Source organism: Hyphomonas sp. UBA3195 (genome assembly GCF_002366485.1).
Classification (GTDB): Bacteria; Pseudomonadota; Alphaproteobacteria; order Caulobacterales; family Hyphomonadaceae; genus Hyphomonas.
Genome location: NZ_DEXB01000003.1, coordinates 105,855 through 123,060, shown reverse-complemented (window position 1 = coordinate 123,060; position 17,206 = coordinate 105,855). Strand labels below are relative to the sequence as shown.

The 17,206-nt window shown below is 55.5% G+C and carries 18 protein-coding genes; 11 read left to right on the top strand and 7 right to left on the bottom strand.

The window, feature by feature from the left end; genetic code table 11:
* Window positions 1–20: 20 nt before the first annotated feature.
* Genes B2344_RS01750 through B2344_RS01730 form a run of 5 tightly spaced genes read right to left on the bottom strand, consistent with a single transcriptional unit; the run spans window position 21 to window position 5,805 of the window.
* On the bottom strand, window positions 21–1,133 hold the full coding sequence (locus B2344_RS01750) for a flagellar basal body P-ring protein FlgI (protein ID WP_242517422.1): 1,113 nt from the start codon (window positions 1,131–1,133) through the stop codon (window positions 21–23).
* 2 nt (window positions 1,134–1,135) lie between these two features.
* On the bottom strand, window positions 1,136–2,116 hold the full coding sequence (locus B2344_RS01745; RefSeq protein WP_290480184.1) for a flagellin: 981 nt from the start codon (window positions 2,114–2,116) through the stop codon (window positions 1,136–1,138).
* 1 nt (window position 2,117) lies between these two features.
* Window positions 2,118–3,566, bottom strand: a complete 1,449-nt coding sequence (flgK, locus tag B2344_RS01740; RefSeq protein ID WP_290484544.1) for a flagellar hook-associated protein FlgK — start codon at window positions 3,564–3,566, stop codon at window positions 2,118–2,120.
* A 28-nt stretch (window positions 3,567–3,594) separates the two neighbouring features.
* Window positions 3,595–4,905: a flagellar hook protein FlgE gene (locus B2344_RS01735; protein WP_290483216.1), complete on the bottom strand. Its 1,311-nt coding sequence runs from the start codon at window positions 4,903–4,905 to the stop codon at window positions 3,595–3,597.
* Between the two features lie 45 nt (window positions 4,906–4,950).
* Window positions 4,951–5,805 carry a flagellar motor protein MotB gene (locus B2344_RS01730; RefSeq protein WP_290484543.1) on the bottom strand — a complete coding sequence of 285 codons (855 nt, stop codon included), beginning with the start codon at window positions 5,803–5,805 and terminating at the stop codon, window positions 4,951–4,953.
* Window positions 5,806–5,973: 168 nt separating this feature from the next.
* Between B2344_RS01730 and B2344_RS01725 the strand changes: the two genes are divergently transcribed.
* The 8 genes from B2344_RS01725 to B2344_RS01690 are packed head-to-tail and all read left to right on the top strand — an operon-like array spanning window position 5,974 to window position 12,751.
* Window positions 5,974–6,891, top strand: coding sequence for a FliM/FliN family flagellar motor switch protein (locus B2344_RS01725; RefSeq protein ID WP_290480182.1), 918 nt, complete (start codon window positions 5,974–5,976; stop codon window positions 6,889–6,891).
* Between the two features lie 41 nt (window positions 6,892–6,932).
* Window positions 6,933–7,799: a flagellar motor stator protein MotA gene (gene motA, locus B2344_RS01720; protein ID WP_206991607.1), complete on the top strand. Its 867-nt coding sequence runs from the start codon at window positions 6,933–6,935 to the stop codon at window positions 7,797–7,799.
* A complete protein-coding gene (locus B2344_RS01715) occupies window positions 7,799–9,544 on the top strand; it encodes a hypothetical protein (protein WP_290483214.1) in 1,746 nt (581 codons plus the stop codon). The genes motA and B2344_RS01715 overlap by 1 nt, the downstream gene beginning before the upstream one ends.
* A complete protein-coding gene (locus tag B2344_RS01710; protein WP_290480181.1) occupies window positions 9,544–10,257 on the top strand; it encodes a flagellar hook-basal body complex protein in 714 nt (237 codons plus the stop codon). Before B2344_RS01715 ends, B2344_RS01710 begins: the two co-directional genes overlap by 1 nt.
* A 28-nt stretch (window positions 10,258–10,285) precedes the next feature.
* Window positions 10,286–11,071: a flagellar basal-body rod protein FlgG gene (gene flgG / locus B2344_RS01705; protein WP_290484542.1), complete on the top strand. Its 786-nt coding sequence runs from the start codon at window positions 10,286–10,288 to the stop codon at window positions 11,069–11,071.
* Window positions 11,072–11,075: 4 nt separating this feature from the next.
* Window positions 11,076–11,483: a flagellar basal body P-ring formation chaperone FlgA gene (gene flgA / locus B2344_RS01700; RefSeq protein ID WP_051607784.1), complete on the top strand. Its 408-nt coding sequence runs from the start codon at window positions 11,076–11,078 to the stop codon at window positions 11,481–11,483.
* Window positions 11,480–12,190: a flagellar basal body L-ring protein FlgH gene (locus B2344_RS01695; protein ID WP_034814660.1), complete on the top strand. Its 711-nt coding sequence runs from the start codon at window positions 11,480–11,482 to the stop codon at window positions 12,188–12,190. The genes flgA and B2344_RS01695 overlap by 4 nt, the downstream gene beginning before the upstream one ends.
* Window positions 12,191–12,199: 9 nt before the next feature.
* A complete protein-coding gene (locus B2344_RS01690; protein WP_290480180.1) occupies window positions 12,200–12,751 on the top strand; it encodes a flagellar basal body-associated FliL family protein in 552 nt (183 codons plus the stop codon).
* A gap of 44 nt (window positions 12,752–12,795) precedes the next feature.
* Here B2344_RS01690 and B2344_RS01685 read toward each other — a convergent pair whose 3' ends face one another.
* Both B2344_RS01685 and B2344_RS01680 read right to left on the bottom strand, forming a co-directional pair.
* Window positions 12,796–13,464: a flagellar hook assembly protein FlgD gene (locus B2344_RS01685; protein ID WP_290484541.1), complete on the bottom strand. Its 669-nt coding sequence runs from the start codon at window positions 13,462–13,464 to the stop codon at window positions 12,796–12,798.
* 12 nt (window positions 13,465–13,476) lie between these two features.
* Window positions 13,477–14,796 carry a flagellar hook-length control protein FliK gene (locus B2344_RS01680; protein ID WP_290484540.1) on the bottom strand — a complete coding sequence of 440 codons (1,320 nt, stop codon included), beginning with the start codon at window positions 14,794–14,796 and terminating at the stop codon, window positions 13,477–13,479.
* Between the two features lie 267 nt (window positions 14,797–15,063).
* Between B2344_RS01680 and B2344_RS01675 the strand changes: the two genes are divergently transcribed.
* From B2344_RS01675 to B2344_RS01665, 3 genes are all read left to right on the top strand, one after another.
* Window positions 15,064–15,384, top strand: coding sequence for a hypothetical protein (locus B2344_RS01675; protein ID WP_290484539.1), 321 nt, complete (start codon window positions 15,064–15,066; stop codon window positions 15,382–15,384).
* Window positions 15,377–15,760, top strand: coding sequence for a hypothetical protein (locus tag B2344_RS01670; protein ID WP_290484538.1), 384 nt, complete (start codon window positions 15,377–15,379; stop codon window positions 15,758–15,760). Before B2344_RS01675 ends, B2344_RS01670 begins: the two co-directional genes overlap by 8 nt.
* A 145-nt stretch (window positions 15,761–15,905) precedes the next feature.
* Window positions 15,906–17,153, top strand: coding sequence for a flagellin (locus tag B2344_RS01665; RefSeq protein WP_290480175.1), 1,248 nt, complete (start codon window positions 15,906–15,908; stop codon window positions 17,151–17,153).
* The last annotated feature ends 53 nt before the right edge of the window (window positions 17,154–17,206 follow it).

Below are 17,206 nucleotides of genomic sequence, written 5' to 3'. Positions count from 1 at the left end.
GTCCAACTTGTCTTACCAGTTCAACGGATGATCAGGTCTGCGTGAAGGGCGCCCGCTGCTTTCATTGTGCGAATGATATCGGCAGTTTCCTGAGGCGTAACCCCTAGCGCATTCAGCCCAGATATCAACTCTGAGAGTGACACGTTTGGGTTCAGCATCGCAATATTCTTACTGCCGGTCTGGCCGATTGTGATGCGTGAGCGGGGCAGGGCGATGGACTCGCCTCGCGCAAACGGATTCGGCTGGGACACAACGGGGCTTTCCACCACCTTGATAGAGATGTTGCCCTGAGCAATCGCAACTTTGGAAATGGTGACATCCTCGCCAAGTACGATCGTACCGGATTTCTCATCAATCACTATTCGCGCCGGCACAGACACGCTGACGGGCAAGTTTTCGATATCTGCGAGGATACGGGAGGGCGTCCCATTGATCCCGCGAAGGTCCAGATCAATCGTGCCAGGATCACGAGTATAGGCGATCTGGGCACCATAGGCCGAGTTGATGACGTCTTCGATGCGGGCGGCTGTCGTGAAATCCGGATCGCGCAGGGCGAGTGTCAGGCTCTCGCGGTCATTGAAGTCATAGCCGATTTCACGCTCGATGCGGGCCCCATTCGGGATGGCGCCTGCTGTCGGCGTACCACGCGTTTCGCGTGCGGCGGCGGCTTGAACATCAATACCGGAGACGATGATGCTACCTTGAGCGACTGCATAAACTTCATTGTCTGCGCCCTTCAGGGGCGTGAGGATCAGGGTGCCGCCCTCAAGGCTCTTGGCGTCTCCGATCGAGGCGACCGATATGTCTATGGTCGATCCATTACGTGCAAAGGAGGGTAGCGTGGCTGTCACAAGAACAGCTGCGGCATTGTTGGGCTTGATATCCTCACCTTGGACATTCACGCCAAGGCGCTCAAGCATGTATGTCAGCGAGTCTTCTGTGAACGGTGAGTTTCGAACTGAATCGCCCGTGCCATTGAGGCCGACCACGATACCATATCCGATAAGATCGTTTTGCCGCACGCCTTCAACATCGACGATATCCCGAAGGCGGGTTTGCGCATCGGCAGGGGCGGAACCCCCGAAGAGACCAAAGCAGAGCGCGGCGATGAGGAGTGTTTTCCGAAGCATCATTCTTAGCCCAGATAATTCAGGAGTGACAGTTGGGACAGGCGGGCAGTAATCAGATAAGATGCTTCCAACGTCGTCTGCAGCGATTGCAGCTCCGTTGCGGCTTCATACTGGTCTCGCGCAGTCAGATCGTTGAATGACGCAGTCAGTACTGTTTCTTCCGTGTCGAGCGTTTTTTGTTCGATCGCATTCCGCTCTTCATATACGCCGAGATCTGCCCGTAGATTGGTGATTTGCGTTTCGCTCGACGACAGGCTCAGAGATGTCTCCTGAACAAGCGTTTTGTAACCGTCCAAAGAGGCGAGTGGGCCATCCGGACCCGAGATTGCCAATACGGCCAAATCTCTGATGAGCGACTTGATTGCGTCATTATCTGCGGTGACGCTCTCCGGGTCGGACGCGGTCGTGCTGCCTTGGTAGATATTCTGCAACCAACCGCCTGTTGGCGAGGTAAAATAGTCATCCAGCTGAGTCGCGAAGTCGGCACTGTCGGTTGCGCTATCCGCAATCAGCTCGATGTCAGCCAAAAGTGCGGACTGATCGGAAAAGGGAAGGGTGGATGTAGCGTCTCCTGCGAAGAGGAAGCGGTCTCCATATCGCGCATTCAGAGACGAGAGCGACGCGGACAGGGCGGCCTTTGCGTCCCGTGCTGCAATACCCACATCTGTTTCATGCTCGCCGCCGATAGCGCTCAGCATGTTTGCGGCGATGCCACTTGAACTCTCTTGAACCGTGCCCAGGCTTGTTTGGATCAGCGACAGTCGGCTCGCGCGCAGGTTGAGGACTTCGCGATCAGTTGAGATGTCTGCCAGCGCCTTCTGACCAAGCATGGCCTTACCGATCCGGCCGGATAGATGAAGCGTAAGGTCCTCATATCGACCCGTCGTGGCCTCTGTCGATGTTTTGCCGATCTGGGTCCGCAATTCAGAAATGTGCTGACCGAGGCTGGCAGTCATCAGGCCGGAGGAAATAGAGAAGCGGTCCATATCAGATCTCCATCAGCTTCTGCATCATCTGGTTCGCAATCTCGATGACCCGGGCGTTTGCTGCATAAGCCTGTTCGATTGCTAGCAAGTCCTGCATCTGACTATCGATATCGACTCCGGTCTCAGACAATTCGGCCTCAATCAGAAGGTCGTGCTGCGTGGATGCCGAAGAAAGCACTGATTCGTGAGAGATACGGGTTTGCCCGGTGAGTGACGCAACATGTGCAACCAATTCGGTTGCAGAGAAGCCGCCCTGGATACCGTTCGAATTCATCGATTGTATTTTGGTGAAGGCGTTGGACATAGCAGAAAGAATGGAGTTGTCTCCGGGCGGGCCCTCAACTGCGGCGCCGATGCCATCCCTCAACCGCCAAAGGCTACCGCCTTGTGCCGGGTCAACTTGGGCGTTCAGGTCGATGCGACCAGCGAGACCCGGATCGCCCGGCGTGCCTGTGTCGACAAACATGCCGAACTCGCCGGGTACTTTTGTCGGATCGATCGAGTCATCCGACAAGCGGGTCACAAGGTCGTTGGCGATCGTATCGAGTTGGGCTCCAAAATTTGGAAGGTCTGTGTCGCGCAAGGTGAAGAGCGCGCCGAACATACCACTCGATATAGCGGCGTAACTGGACGCACCGGGCGTCAGTTCCTGCCCATTCACCGAGAGGCCCGAAAGTGCACCATTGTCCAGTGTCATATCCGCGCCAAATGAATTGGCGGGCGAGAATTCCAATTGCTTGGCAGTTCCCGCAACGAGGTAGACACCTTCGACAGTTATGACATCCACAACGCCACCATCGCGCGGAATCGCTTCGATTGGCAGATATTCTGCGATTGTATCAAGTGTTCTGTCGCGGTCATCCATCAGTGCGGCTGCCTGGGATGTCGAGCGGTCCATGCCCGCCAGCAAACCGTTGAGTTCTTCGACCTGCTTCAGCGCGGCATTTACGACGTTCACGCCGTCTGCGATCTCGCGATCAGCTTCCGAGCGTTGCTGGCTGACCAGTTGCGAGAGATTGTTCAACTCCGTCACAACAGCATTGGCCGAGTCCAGCAAGGCAGCCAGTTGGGTGCTGGACTCTGGAGAAGTGACCGAGGCAGACAGGGCCGCCTCAAACTTGGAAAACTTGCTGAAAAGTCCGGTGCCTTCAGCGTCATCCCCTATCCGGGATGAGAGCACCTGCCATGTGCTGGCCATCAGGCTGGACTGTGCAACATCGCTGGAAACGCTCCGGCGCTCTGCAGACAGCGCAGAATCGGCAGAGCGCGAGATACCCGAGGCTGCGACGCCGCTGGTGCGGCCGCCAAGCAATGTTTCTCCCACCAGCACAGAACGCCGGACATAGCCCGGCGTTGATGCGTTTGCGACGTTCGTGGCGACAATGTCGGCCCGAAGGCCAGATACCTTCAGGCCGGATTGTGCTGCGTTGATGGCGTGGGAAATACTCAAAGCAGAGCTCGCCTGTCAGAGTTGCGGATCAGCGCTTCAGATTGGTTGTCTCTTGTAGCATCTCGTCGACCGTCTGCACGATCTTCGCGCTGGAAGAGTAGGCGCGCTGTGTTTCAATCAGGTCTGTAAGCTCCGCAGCGATATCGGTTGTGGATTCCATCAGGGCGTAGCCCTCGATGCTGCCCACCGGCCCGGTCCCAGCGTCCCAGAGATACAAGTTTCCGCTTTCAGCAGAAACACGAAAGGCCTGACCGTCCAGTGCCTTCAATCCGTTCATGTTCGGAACATCACCAACCGGAATCTGGTAGAGGGTCCGGCGGAAGCCGGTATTGTAGATGGCTTGCAGATAGCCGTTCTCGTCAATCTCAACGGACTGAAGGTCCCCGATGGGGGCCCCGTCCTTGCTAACCGAAGTTGGTGAGAAATTGGCGGAGAGCTGAGTGATACCCGCGCTGTCATTCGGTCGGCCGATGAATACCTCGACGTCACCGTGGGGCAGATTCAGCGTGACGGTGCCGGTCGCATCATCATAGGTCGCACCGTTGGACGCGGTTACACCACCGGTGTCGATACGGCCGCCATTTACAGCGCTGTCGGAGAAGTTGACGGCCAGATCGCCAATCGAAACGGCCGGGTCGCCTGCGCTATCGAATATCTCCACCGACCAGGCATTGCTTGAGCCTGATGCGGGAACGTTCGGGCTGAATTCCAAAGACAATGTTTGGGCGCGGCCCAGATTGTCAAAGTACTCTATCGGCAGTGTGTAGCTCTCACCCGTCCCACCAGCTGTGGTGGCATCGGCCGGAAGGTTGATGCCGAGCTCGATGCGGGATGTTGGGGAGGCAGTGTATTGGGATGCCGCAATGTTGACTGGCTCGAGGTCGGTGCCGCTATTGCGGCTGACATTGCCGATTTCACCGTCGGAATTTGCAGGCCAACCAAGCAGGAAGAGCCCGCTCTGAGTCCGTAAGTTTCCGCTTTCGTCTGCGTAGAATGAGCCCGTTGGAAGCATCATCAGGCTGCGCTCCGACGAGAGCGAATTCACGCCCGTATTGTCCGTAACCGGAACTAAACCGCGGCCCGAGACCGCAAGGTCGGTTGCGTTGCCTGTAGAGATGAGCGATCCCGTTGCGGCAATGTCCTTGAAGGCCGTAACCCGGACGCCGCCTGCGGCGTAAGCAGAGGACTGCTGTTGCAGAACCATGCTTGAAAAATCAACTTGGCTTCGCTTGTAGCCGTATGTTGATGAGTTCGCGATATTGTCAGAAATGGCGGAAAGACGGCTTGAATTTGAGTTCAGCCCCATTACGCCCGCATTCAGGGATGAAGAAATGCTCATGGTCGACTCCTACGACAGATGTACTCTATCACTGGAGCGGATTTGTTAATAAGCAGATAACCCTGATTCATCTTTGGACTGGCCGTCCGTCAGGATGATGATCGATATCCTCCGGTTTTGGGAGGCCGAAGGATTCTCCGGAGCGAGTGGATCAGTATCGGCCCGGCCGGAGACCTCGCGTAACCGTGATGGCATCATACCCTTTTCGAGCAGAAGCTTGCGGATGACGTTGGCCCTGTCGGTGGACAGGTTCCAATTGTCGTAGTTCGCATCCAGACGGTATTGCAAGCTGTCGGTATGGCCAACAATCTTGATGTCATTACGAAATGCGTCAAGCGAACCGGAAATCGACGCCAGCAATTCCTTAAGGAGGGGAGTAGGGTTGCTGTTGCCAACGGCGAACAGGGGGGAACTATCCGAGTCGATCACTTCGAGCACCATGCCCTCCGGAGACATCTTGATCATCAAATGCTCGGAAAGCTGTTTGGACTTCTCGCCCAGTTCTTGTCTGAGGTTATGGAGATTCTCTGCGACTTCTTCCTTGCTGGCGCCGGACTGGGCTTCTTTTCTAGGTGAGTCGACAGTTTGTTGGCGCGTGCCGCCCGTGCCCATCTTGGCGTAAGTGTCTTCGGTGAACATGGAAGAACCGTTCAGTCCATCAGATCCACCGCCTGAGATCCGGCTGATCGGGATAGTCGGGTTGAAATAGTCGGCAATACCTTTTCGCTGATCTTCCGTGGTTGCGTTTAGCAGCCACATTAGCAGAAAGAACGCCATCATCGCGGTGACAAAGTCAGCATAGGCAACCTTCCAGGCGCCACCATGGTGACCGTCACCTTTGACCACCTTCTTGCGCTTGATGATGATAGGTTGCGTATTTGTCGATTTAGGATCGACCATTTGGTGTCCGCCCTGTGTTCAAGAATGTCCGTAGTAACAGGGCGAAATCAAATTACGGATAATCCCGGACGGCCGTTTGATGCGGTCTTGGTAACTATTCAGCAACCAAATTACTGAATTCCTACCAACGGAACTGGTATTCATATTTGCGGGTGTCTTGTGTCTTCTGTGCTGCAGAAAAAGATAGAAGCTGCGGGAGGCTTACCTCCCGCTGTCCGGCTGTGCGACGCGCTCTGGGCAACGTTATCTTCTGCGATCGGCCACTGGGCCAAGGATGTTTACGGCTTAACCATCATTCCATCCATTTCTAGTCAGAAAGTCCTAACGGGTAGCCAACCTGCCCAATCTTTTGAGGGGTCATATGCGTTTGTCTCTGTTTCGGAGGCTGTCGGTCCGGTTGTGGCCGTCGCAATCAACTCTATGGGTGCCCGCAAGTATGCGGCAACGCGGTTGCGTCAGGATGCAAGTACTCTGAAGAGCGCCCCGGACCTGTTTCTGCGGCTTATGTCCGAACATGCTGCGCGCGGATTATGGTCCCGAGTCGTCGCTTCGGCGACGCAGCAAGCGACCGCCAGCCCACCTCATCTCGCCGATTTCTCCGCCTCCGGTGACACATTCAGTCAAGACATCACGTACTTGAGCGTCGTCTATACGCTTGGCGGTGATGGTGGTGAAGACAGCTGGTTGATGGAAGGCGGTGACGATGCGCCAGAGATTCAGCTGGTCTTGAAGATGGATGACGTAAAAAAGCTTGTCCGCACACTTCAGGAACGTGTGGAGCCCAAGACCGCTCCTGATGAGACTGGTCGGGATGTTCTGCGGGAGCGGGTGCGGAGCACGACGGTCGTGCTCGATGCTGTGCTGGAATCCATGCCGATGACGATTGGCGAATGTTCACAACTGGAAGTGGGGCAGGTGATCACGCTACCAAATGCCAAGATGGACAAATTGGTTCTGAGCGCGGACACGGTCAGCGGCTCTTTGCCCATTAGTCAGGGCGAATTAGGTGCTTGGAAAGGTTTCAGAGCGCTCAAGTTGCGTTCGCCGGTTCCGGAAGACGTCATCAGAGAAATTGCGGAAATTTGAATCAGTCCCCGTGTCAGCGGAGGAATCGAAGGAGTTTGTAGGTGAACGCAATAGCAGGTCTGGTTGTCACGGTGGTGATGGTCTTCGGCGGGTATATGCTTGCTGGCGGACATCTGGATATCATCATGCATTCGCTTCCGTTCGAGATGATGATGATCGGTGGAGCAGCCACAGGTGCCTTTCTTGCCGGCAATGACATGACCACGATCAAGCATGCTGGTGGGGACATGGTCGCCGCATTTGCAGGACCCAAATGGAAGAAGTCGGACTATCAGGACCTGCTGTGTCTGATGCACGAACTTCTTAATGTCTTGAAGAAGAATCCAGTGGATATCGAGACGCATATCGAAGCTCCGCAGGACTCTGATATTTTTGCCAAATACCCCAAGATTCTGAAGGATAAGCGCGCGATCGAGATGATCTGCGACACCATCCGTTCCATGATCATGAACTTCGACAATGTACATCAGGTAGAAGAGCTTCTGGAGAAGCAGCTGGACAGCCTGATCGAAGAGAAATTGCACGGATCGCACGCCCTGCAGAACATGGCCGATGCCTTGCCTGCCCTGGGGATTGTTGCGGCAGTTCTCGGCGTTATCAAGACGATGGCATCCATCGACAAGCCACCGGAAGTTCTGGGCGGCATGATTGGCGGCGCGCTTGTTGGTACCTTCTTGGGCGTTTTTCTCGCCTATGGCATCGTCGGACCATTCGCGACACGTGTGAAACATATTCGGCTGGAAGAACATAATTTCTATTCAATGATTGGTGAGGTCCTTGTGTCGAACCTCCACAAAAACCCGGTCAATATCTGTGTCGAAGTGGCCCGTCGCCACGCACCGACGCGGGTACGCCCATCGTTCAATGAAGTGGAAGAAGCGATCCGGGGGTTAAAGCAGGCCGCGTGATGACGAGTCGCCTCTCCTTGCTAGCCGGGCTCGCCTTGATGGCGGGCTTTTCGGCGTTTGCTGAAGCGCCCGAAACAGCGGAAGATGCCGGGCGCGCGACCGAAGCAGATGAGCTTTCCGTGAATTTTCGAGAGTTCGTTGATGAGGCGATAGGGGAGGGATTGTTGACGCCGGCAGATCAGGCGCCGGTCTCCGCGTCCGCGCCCTCGGAGCCTACGCAATTGTTTCGCGGCCGGTTGTCGCCGACCGACGCTGCTGCGCCGGTAGAAGTCGATTCAGCCTGCATCAGCGACGCCGTCCTCGACCTTCAGGCTTTTGAGGAGTTCTCGACCTACGAACATTTCCTGAATTGGCGTGCTGAGCAGGTTGCCACGGGCATTAGCCTGACGCCAGCAGACGTGGCCATGGCGTATGTATCGATAGGTCTTTATGCTGAGGGGCGCCTTCAGGTGTCGGGGATGGAAGACACTGATAGTCGCTACATCCGCAATCTGTCTCGCCTGCTCGAGGACGGTTCGGTGCCTGACATCGAGCTGTTCGAGCAGGTCGCGGCCTGCAACATGTATGGTGACATCTGGTTGTCGCTTGCGCGCCTGTCGCTGCTCGACGAGAAAGGCGTGGATCTTCTGGACCTCAATCTCATGAGCTATCGGCGGTTGCCGTACCGGCTCAAGGTACGCACGGCCTCATTGGCAATCCCTTCTCTTGATCGCATGGGAAAAACCCTCCTTTCAGAGAAACTGATGGCGGATTTTTCGGCAGAAGAAATCAGACGGTCGCAGCGCCTGGCGTTTACCCGAGCGATGATTGACATGAACCAGGGCGGCATCGAGCGAGAGCGCCAGCTTCGAGAATTCCTCAATGTTCCAGAATTGCGCTCCGAGACAGCAGCCGTCCTCATGCGGCATGGCTTGCCGGTTGAGGCGAGCTTGCAGGACGAACTTGTTGGTGATCTCCTGAAGAATGTCCAGCAACTGCCGCGAGGATCAGATGTTCGCGCAAGTCTGGAGACGATGCTGAAAGGTCCTGGAGAAATTTCTGATTACGAAATGATCTCCGAACTTGCTGAGCTTCCTGCCATGCAGGACCCTGAAACACGCAAACTCTTGGGGAATCAGCTGGCCGCCCGTCTCCAGAAGGATTTTGAAGGTGCCGATCGTCTTGCCAGCCTGGCGGCGATGAGCGCCGTGGGGGAGAATGAAGACATACTTTCTGGCAATTCTGGTCACGATCAGATCGTCGAGTCTGCCGCCCGATTCGCAGGAAATATTGGCCTTTTGAGCGTCATGACAGCCTTGTCGGAAGACATTCCTGACAGCGAAGGCCTCACATCGGAACGGGCAGCCCTGGCCTTCCGCATGCAGGATTTCGCGAGTTTGCGAGATCTCACACAAACCCGATCTGACAATCCCGATGTTATGCGTCTTGCTGCCATGGCTGCTGTGCTGACCAACGACCGGGCCTGGCTCGCCAAAGTTGCCTCGAGAGTTGTGTTGGACACGCCAACCGTGGTCGACCTCATTGAAACAGATGCCGCTTCCGGCAATTGGATCCTACCGGCGGCAGTCTATTCAGCTGCAGAGCGGATTACTCAGGAAGACTATCGGCCGCGTATTGATGCCGTTCTCGCTTTGAAGTTTGGCAAGGCCGAACCGAGGCTCCAGCGTATCAAGTTGAGTGAGATTCCGGAACATCTCAGTCAAATCAGCGCGGCGCTAAACTCGAATTTTCAGGAGATGCCCTGATGTCCAATGCGATCTATGCGGCTCTGACCCGACAAGATGGTCTGCTTCGAGAGATGCAGGTAATTGCCAATAATATGGCGAACTCCAGCACAACTGGGTTCAAGTCCAACCATGCCATTTTTGCGGAGCACATTGCTGCCGTAGGCGACCAGTCTGAGAGCCTGTCCATGGGCAGCCTTGCCGGGCATAATTTCGACCTTTCCCAAGGCGGGATGAAGCATACGGGCGGTCAATTCGATCTCGCCATTCATGGAGACGGCTTCTTTGTTCTTGATACGCCGGCCGGCGAACGTCTCACCCGCTCCGGGGCTTTCCAACTGTCAGCAGAGGGCAACCTTGTTGACGCCTTTGGCCACCAGGTCCAGGGGGCCGGCGGCGGAGCGATCGCCATCCCGCAGGAAGTTACCAGAGTTTCAATTGCTCCCGATGGTACCATTTCGTCTGGCGAAGAAATATTGGGGCAGGTTGCGGTCGTCATGCCCGATGGCGAACTCAATCAAGAGGGCGGCACCATGTTTGCAGCTCCGAATGGTCATCAGCCAATCGAAGAGCCCTCAGTGATCCAGGGCACGCTGGAACAATCCAATGTATCCTCAATCCTCGAAGTATCTCGCTTGATTGAGGTGCAGCGCGCTTATGAGGCTGGTCAGACACTGATCGAGAAAGAAGACGATCGGATCAATCAATTGATCAAGACGATACGCCAGCTGTGAAGCTGGCTTAGAACCGTAGGGGAATGAAATGAAGTCATTGCAGATCGCCGCGACAGGAATGGCCGCTCAACAGATGCGCGTCGAAGTCATTTCGAACAATATCGCCAATATGAGTACGGCGGCCTATCGCCCGCGCACCGCCGAGTTCTCGGACCTCATGTACCAGCAACACCTGACGCCAGGCACGATCACCTCGCAGGTAGGTACCGTCGTTCCGGCCGGTATCCAGCTGGGTACCGGCGTAAAACCTTCATCGGTCTCCATGGAAATCACTCAGGGAAGCCTCCGCCAAACGGGCGCAGAGCTTGACCTTGCGATTGACGGAACGGGCTTTCTTGAGATCACGCTGCCGTCCGGAGAGTCTGCCTATACCCGGGACGGCAAGCTGAATCGAAGCGCCGAGGGTGAGATCGTCACAATGGATGGATTCCCGCTGGCAGATGGCTTGGTCATTCCGGAGAATGCGCGAAGCGTTGCCATCAGCCGAGATGGCGAGGTGGTAGCCTATTTCGACGATGGAACTGACGGGCAGGCCATTGGGAACATCTCGCTTGTCCGTTTCATCAACGAAAAAGGCCTCGAGGCCATGGGCGACAACATGTTCCGAGAAACCGAAGCCTCCGGTCCGGCTAACCAACTCGTGCCGGGGACTGAGGGAATGGGGCTTCTTCGCCAAGGCTTTCTCGAGGAATCCAGCGTCGACGTGGTTCAGGAAATTTCGGAATTGATCGAAGCCCAGCGAGGCTATGAGCTTAACTCAAAGGTTATTACCGCAGCTGACGAGATGTTGGCTGCCACAACACGAGTGAGGTAACAGAATGATACCAGCTATTGCTTTGGGATTAGGGCTGGCGGCGCAAATGCTTGGTGGCTCGTCGCTCGTGGTCAAGGAAGTTATTCGCGCCGGCGACACGGTTACGGCCGCCAACATATCGACGGAGACGGGTGCTTTGGTCGACACCGATAACCCTCTGCTCGGCCGAGAAGTTCGCCGCACGGTGTATGTCGGGCAAGAATTGTCGATGGATGATACGCGCCCCGCGCGCCTTGTGCGCCGCAACCAACTCGTGACGGTAAAATTCGTCAGCGGAGCATTGGAAATCACGACGACTGGCCGAGCGATGGGGGAGGCGACTGAAGATGAAGCAGTCGCGATCCTGAATTTGAATTCGAAGAAGATCGTAAACGGTATTGTTCAGAAAGACGGATGGGTGCTTGTGCAATGAAACATTATCTTACATTCACCGCAGCATTCCTTGGTCTCACAGCCTGCGGCTCTGTGCCTTCGGCAGATGCAACATTCGACATGACTGCACCTGCGACCACCATGCCGGCGGTGATGCAGCAGGCCTATGTTGAGCCCGAAGGTACAAGCGATGCGTCGCTTTGGACTACCGCTCCTAATGCTCTGCTCAGCATGCGCCGAGCAAAGGCTATCGGCGACCTGCTGACTGTCGTTGTTGAGATGGACGATCAGGCAAGCCTGCAGAGCTCTCTTTCCCGGAATCGCAATAGCAGTGCTGACGTGAATGTCGATGCGCTGTTCGGTTTGCCGGAGTGGGCAAACGGTGTGCTGCCTGGCGGGGCGTCATTGTCACCTGGCGTCGACTATAATCGTGGCTCGTCAATGGACGGAAGTGGTGCGATGAATCGGGCCGAGAAGATCGCCTTTACGCTTGCGGCACGCGTAGTTGCGATGGAGCCGAATGGCAACCTGGTCATTCAGGGCTACCAGCAAACGCGCGTAAGCAACGAGGTTCGCATGCTGACGGTAAGCGGCGTAATTCGATCACAAGATATCACCCGGACCAATACGGTAACCTATGAGAAGATCGCAGATGCGCAGATTTCATACCTCAATAGCGGTGATGCGACATCGGTTCCGCAACAGCGGATTGGCCAGAAAATTATCGACAAGGTCGTACCGTTCTAGGATCCTGAAATGAAGCAAATCGTTCCTTCTATTGTAGCCTTGCTCGCAATTTCTGCTGGCGGTGGCGGTGCCTATTTTCTGAAGTCCGGTTCCTCGCCTTCGCCGGTGCCAGCGGCTGAGCACGAGAGTGATGGCCAGGAGAGTGATGAACACGCGGCGCCCAAGAAGGAAAAAAAGGCCAAGAAGGAAAAAGACTCCCACGGAAAAAGTGACAAGCACGGCGCTGCTGACAGTGGCGAAGTGACATATTACAAGTTCACGCGGGAGTTCGTCGTCCCCATGATTGAGGATGATCGGGTGCAAAGCCTTGTGATCCTGAACCTCAACCTCGAAGTCGACACAAGTATTTCGCAAGAGTTGTTTTCCAAAGAGCCCGTCCTGCGCGACAACATCATGACCACTTTGGTGAAACTGAGTAGTGGGGGGCGGACGCTTAACTCTATCACCGATGTCGACAATTATGAGACGTTGCGCGCCATGATCCTTACGAACCTCCAGAACGAGATTCCGAACGGCATTCATAACGTGCTGATACTGGATATGGCCCGTCAGGATCTGTGATCTGCCATTTGCCTGACATAGCTAGGATCTGCGGGCTTTTTTAGTTAGCTCATAGCCCCGGAATATTTGTTCACGCTCGTCAGGTCGGCTGATAGATGAGATGAGGTTCCGAAGCGGAGCCCGCCATTCTCGGTTGAGACATCGGTGATGGTGGTAATGACCTGAGGCGCTCCCAATCCGATGTATTCTTCACCTCGGTAATAGTCGATGTTGAACTCGAAAATCTCATCGTTCGTAATGGTGTCACCGGAATTGGTCTGACCATTCCATGTGTGGACTCCGTCTTCCATGTCCAGCTTTTCAGACCAGACAAGCTCTCCCTCCGAGTCCCGCACGGTCAGGTATGCGTCGTCAGCGTCGGTAGGCGTGTTGGCCAGATAGCGGATTTCGGAGCCTGTGTATGGCACCCATGATGACTCAACCGTTACGGTCTCGCCCAGCCATTCACTGGCGAACATTGTGTGGAGTTCTCCGATCAATGACGAAATTCCACCCAGCGCAGAGTTTGTTTGAACCTGCTGTTCAAGCGAGGAAAACGTCGCGAGCTGGTCAACAAACTGTGTCGAATCCATTGGGGAGAGTGGGTCTTGATTCTGAACCTGCGCAGTGAGCAGTTTGATGAAGTTATTAAACTCCTCACCAAATTGTTGGGTAGCTGCCGAAGAGGCAATCGTCTGCGTTTGCGCGGCGGTGGTCGATTCGATCGTGCTCATGAATTCGAACTCCTATACCCGTATATCCAGGCCGTTGGTGACGGTGCTGGAGGGGGTGGCTTGTTGAAGGGTGGATGCAGCGACGGCCAAACTATCTGGGTCGCTGTCCAGGGCGTCGGCGTCAGTGTTCGACCAGCTTTGAGCCGGGTTCTGATCAGAGGGTTGCTCGCGAAAGGTCATATCCTGGCTAGACAAGCCGTGCTCGTCGAGGATCGAGACCAGCTCCGGGTGAAAGGCCCGTATTCGGCGAATCGCTTCGGCTGAATCTGCTGTGACCAGCACGTGCTGTAGGCCTTGCTGGTCAAACTTGAATTCAAGAGAGACCCGTCCGAGTTCTGGCGGATCGAGCTGAATTCGCACGCGGTTCGACTGCGTGTCTGATGACAATTCCCGAGAAATGATGCTCGGAATATCGGCGGGTACAGCAACATAATTCGCTTGAGGTTGCGCGGGGGCGACTACGGCTTGCATCGAGGGGGTGGAGATCGTCGGCGTCGTGCTCGTTACGGCTGACAGGCCCAATGTAGATGGTTGCCCGGTGTCAGATGCCGGGCTGGCAAACTCTGTTGCCATTCCGGTTGCAAATCCTTGGACCGGCTCCATAGACCCTGAGGTATTGAGTGATCCTGGCAGGGGGTCAGGTGATTTCCGGTCTTGCGGCGTGCCGTCCTGAGCGGTTTCGCCAGATGGAGCGGGCTGTGGAGTTCCAGCGGTGTTGAAGGCGGTCTTCTGGGGGGCGGGGGAGGGCTCCAACTCGGATTCGCCAGCCGCGTCAGCTAGCGCACCCATTTCAGTGGCTTTCGGAACAATAGCCGATTCGATCAGAGCATCCGATTCGATCACCGCATCCGGTTCGATCATCGCATCCGGTTCGATTTCAGAGGCCTCTCGAGGCTCGGCTGGGGGTGCCTGAAACTGAAGCGGGTCATCAACGGCGACCGTTGCTGGCAAGTCCTCAATGGACGCATCGGCGCGCTCAGGTTCGGCGTCTGCTAGACCCGGCACAGTAGTGGTTTTGGTGTCTGCAAGATCCGGATCAACCATGGTCTTGGCGTCGGGTGCGCGCGGCTCGGACGAAGCCGACGCCTCAATTATTTCCGCGGCATGCGGGACCGGAATAGTCACGTCAGAATCTGTGCCTTTGACAGTGTCCGGATCGACATTTGAGGTGACCAGTGGCGCCGAAACTTCCGGGGCTTCCTCAAGTTTTGCGAAGTCGGTTGCCTCAAGGTCGGCTGGATCAAGCTCTACATCTATGACGTTTTCAGATTCCAGATTCAGAAAGGCGATCGGCGACGCATTTGCGGTATCAGTGTTTACGCTCGCCATCATGACCTGATCTGGCGCTTCACCTTCAATAGTATCTTGTTCTGCTAAATGCTTCTGAAAAGCCTTGCCTAGTTCTCCATCCGCTAACGGAGATGCATTTGGCGCACCGCCAGATGAATCGACTGCGGACATTCCATCGAAGCTCAGAAAAGGCGTCATAGGTTAATCCAGATTAGGTTTCTCTTAACCCTGTTTGGCCCAACACTGGTAAAATAAGTTTTAAGCAAACGCGGTTCATTTCGCTGCCGCCAGACGTGAGGAGTGAGAGGTATGACAGATATTTCAGGCGCAGGCATGGGAACAGCGCCTCTGTCTGGCACCTCGCCCGCCGGAAACGGCGCAGGCAAGACTGCCATCGAAGAAATCGGTGTGAGGTTCGAACAACTGCTCTGGTCTGAAATGCTGAGTCACACTGGACTCGAAGAGGCCTTCACCCAGTCAGGAGGGGAGGCGGCTTCGGCGTTTTCGCGAATGATCATTGAGGCAATTGCCGAAGATCTCGCCGAAAAGCACCCCTTGGGGCTGAACGCGACCGGCATACCAGCCTCAAGCGAGGGCAACGAACAAATAGGAATTGTTACCGATGACTGACGCCGCGCGCGCCCAACACATCATGTCTCAGGTTGAAAGCGTCCTGTCAGCCGAGAAGCATCTTCTGCTCTCAGGTCAGGTTCACCGTGTCGTGGAATTGTCTGAAGAGAAGGTCCAGGCCATGGCGGCTTTCGAGTCTTTGCTTCAAGAAGCCGGTCAGATGCTGCGAGCGGAAACCCTTCAGGCTCGGCTCAGGGGTATTGTACAGGCAGCTAGTGAGAACTCCACTCACTTCCGCGCAGTTCAGAATGGCCTTCAGAACATGGTAACCAGGCTCGGCCGCGTGTCCCAGGACTCCTATGTGGGAGCCTACCAATCCAATGGATTGCAAACGCCATTTTCAAACGCCACCGGGAATTATCTTAAGAAGGCATGACGGTTAACTGATTGTACACGGGTCCTGTATACTCAGTGACGGCGAACCAAGATGGGTTGCGGGAATTCCCGACGTCAGGACGACGTGAGATCGAACCTAGGCAGCGACATAGCCGCTCGCCTGACGAACATGGGGTACATTCAAAATGTCCAGTATTCTGACTAACAATAGTGCGATGGTTGCGCTGCAGACCCTGCGCAACATCAACAGCAATCTCGAATCTGTCCAGTCGGAGATTTCGACCGGCAAAAAAGTTGCCAATGCGAAAGATAACGCCGCGATTTGGGCGATTTCGACAACCATGTCCACAGATGTTGAAAGCTTCAAGCAGATATCTGACTCTCTGAACCTTGGTTCGTCTACGGTCGGTGTGGCACGTCAGGCTGCCGAGCAGGTCACCAGCCTTGTTCAGGATGTCAAAAGTCTTGTTGTTTCCGCTCAGGAAGAAAACGTTGACCGGACGAAAATCCAGACCGACATTGATGCGAAGGTCGCTCAGATAACTACGATTGTCGGCGCAGCCCAATTCAACGGCCTGAACCTTATTAATGGTTCCAGCACCGCTGACGTGCAGATTCTTGCATCGCTTGACCGCTCGTCCGGCGGCACTGTCAGCGCATCATATATTGACGTTGAACGCCTGGACCTGTCGATTTCCAATACCGCTACGGCCGCAACGTTCGGTTCCACAGCTGTAGCCAACACTACGATCATCAATAACGACAGCGTGAACGCTGGGACGGCTGACACGCTGGCGGATGGGGCCAACCAGGACATCACGATTGCCAGTGTTGCCGATGGGTATTCCTACCGCATTGTGCTTGATGATTCTGCTACAGCCAACAGCATCGGCCAGCGCACCTTTGAATACGTTGCCAACGCCAATGACAGCACGGCATCTGTTGCTGCCAATCTCGCTAATCAGGTCTCTACGTTCCTGGATGCGACTGGCGATAGCAACTATACGGTTTCCCGCGATGGCGCCGTTATCAACCTTGCTAACGGGTCAGGCGGTACTCTGACTGTGACGGCAGCTTCTGCAACGGGCGGTACTGCAGGGACAACGACAGGCGGCCTTGGTAATCTTGCCACGATTGACGTGTCTACTTCTGCTGGCGCTACTTCTGCCTTGACTGCCGTTGAGTCCATGCTGAGCACGGCAATCGATGCCGCAGCTGCTTTCGGTTCGTCCCAGACCCGGATTGCTGACCAATCCGAGTTCGTTGCAACCCTGACCGACACCATGACCTCCGGTATCGGTGGTCTGACGGACTCCGACATCGAAGCTGCTTCGGCGAAACTGCAAGCCCTGCAGGTTCAGCAACAGCTCGGCGTCCAGGCGCTGTCCATCGCGAACTCTGCACCGCAGTCTCTGCTGTCGCTGTTCAGATAATTCTAACCGGCCCGGGCGCCTAGTGGCGCCCGGGTCACCCGTTTTGAATAAGA

Bases quoted from the DNA above. Each gene is read 5' to 3' on its own strand.
- B2344_RS01715 (WP_290483214.1), top strand. From the start codon at position 7,799: ATGACGAGTCGCCTCTCCTTGCTAGCCGGGCTCGCCTTGATGGCGGGC.
- B2344_RS01685 (WP_290484541.1), bottom strand. From the start codon at position 13,464: ATGAGCACGATCGAATCGACCACCGCCGCGCAAACGCAGACGATTGCC.
- B2344_RS01665 (WP_290480175.1), top strand. From the start codon at position 15,906: ATGTCCAGTATTCTGACTAACAATAGTGCGATGGTTGCGCTGCAGACC.
- B2344_RS01675 (WP_290484539.1), top strand. From the start codon at position 15,064: ATGACAGATATTTCAGGCGCAGGCATGGGAACAGCGCCTCTGTCTGGC.
- B2344_RS01690 (WP_290480180.1), top strand. From the start codon at position 12,200: ATGAAGCAAATCGTTCCTTCTATTGTAGCCTTGCTCGCAATTTCTGCT.
- B2344_RS01680 (WP_290484540.1), bottom strand. From the start codon at position 14,796: ATGATGGCGAGCGTAAACACTGATACCGCAAATGCGTCGCCGATCGCC.
- flgA (WP_051607784.1), top strand. From the start codon at position 11,076: ATGATACCAGCTATTGCTTTGGGATTAGGGCTGGCGGCGCAAATGCTT.
- B2344_RS01730 (WP_290484543.1), bottom strand. From the start codon at position 5,805: ATGGTCGATCCTAAATCGACAAATACGCAACCTATCATCATCAAGCGC.
- B2344_RS01670 (WP_290484538.1), top strand. From the start codon at position 15,377: ATGACTGACGCCGCGCGCGCCCAACACATCATGTCTCAGGTTGAAAGC.
- B2344_RS01745 (WP_290480184.1), bottom strand. From the start codon at position 2,116: ATGGACCGCTTCTCTATTTCCTCCGGCCTGATGACTGCCAGCCTCGGT.
- B2344_RS01750 (WP_242517422.1), bottom strand. From the start codon at position 1,133: ATGATGCTTCGGAAAACACTCCTCATCGCCGCGCTCTGCTTTGGTCTC.
- B2344_RS01735 (WP_290483216.1), bottom strand. From the start codon at position 4,905: ATGAGCATTTCTTCATCCCTGAATGCGGGCGTAATGGGGCTGAACTCA.
- flgG (WP_290484542.1), top strand. From the start codon at position 10,286: ATGAAGTCATTGCAGATCGCCGCGACAGGAATGGCCGCTCAACAGATG.
- B2344_RS01710 (WP_290480181.1), top strand. From the start codon at position 9,544: ATGTCCAATGCGATCTATGCGGCTCTGACCCGACAAGATGGTCTGCTT.
- B2344_RS01695 (WP_034814660.1), top strand. From the start codon at position 11,480: ATGAAACATTATCTTACATTCACCGCAGCATTCCTTGGTCTCACAGCC.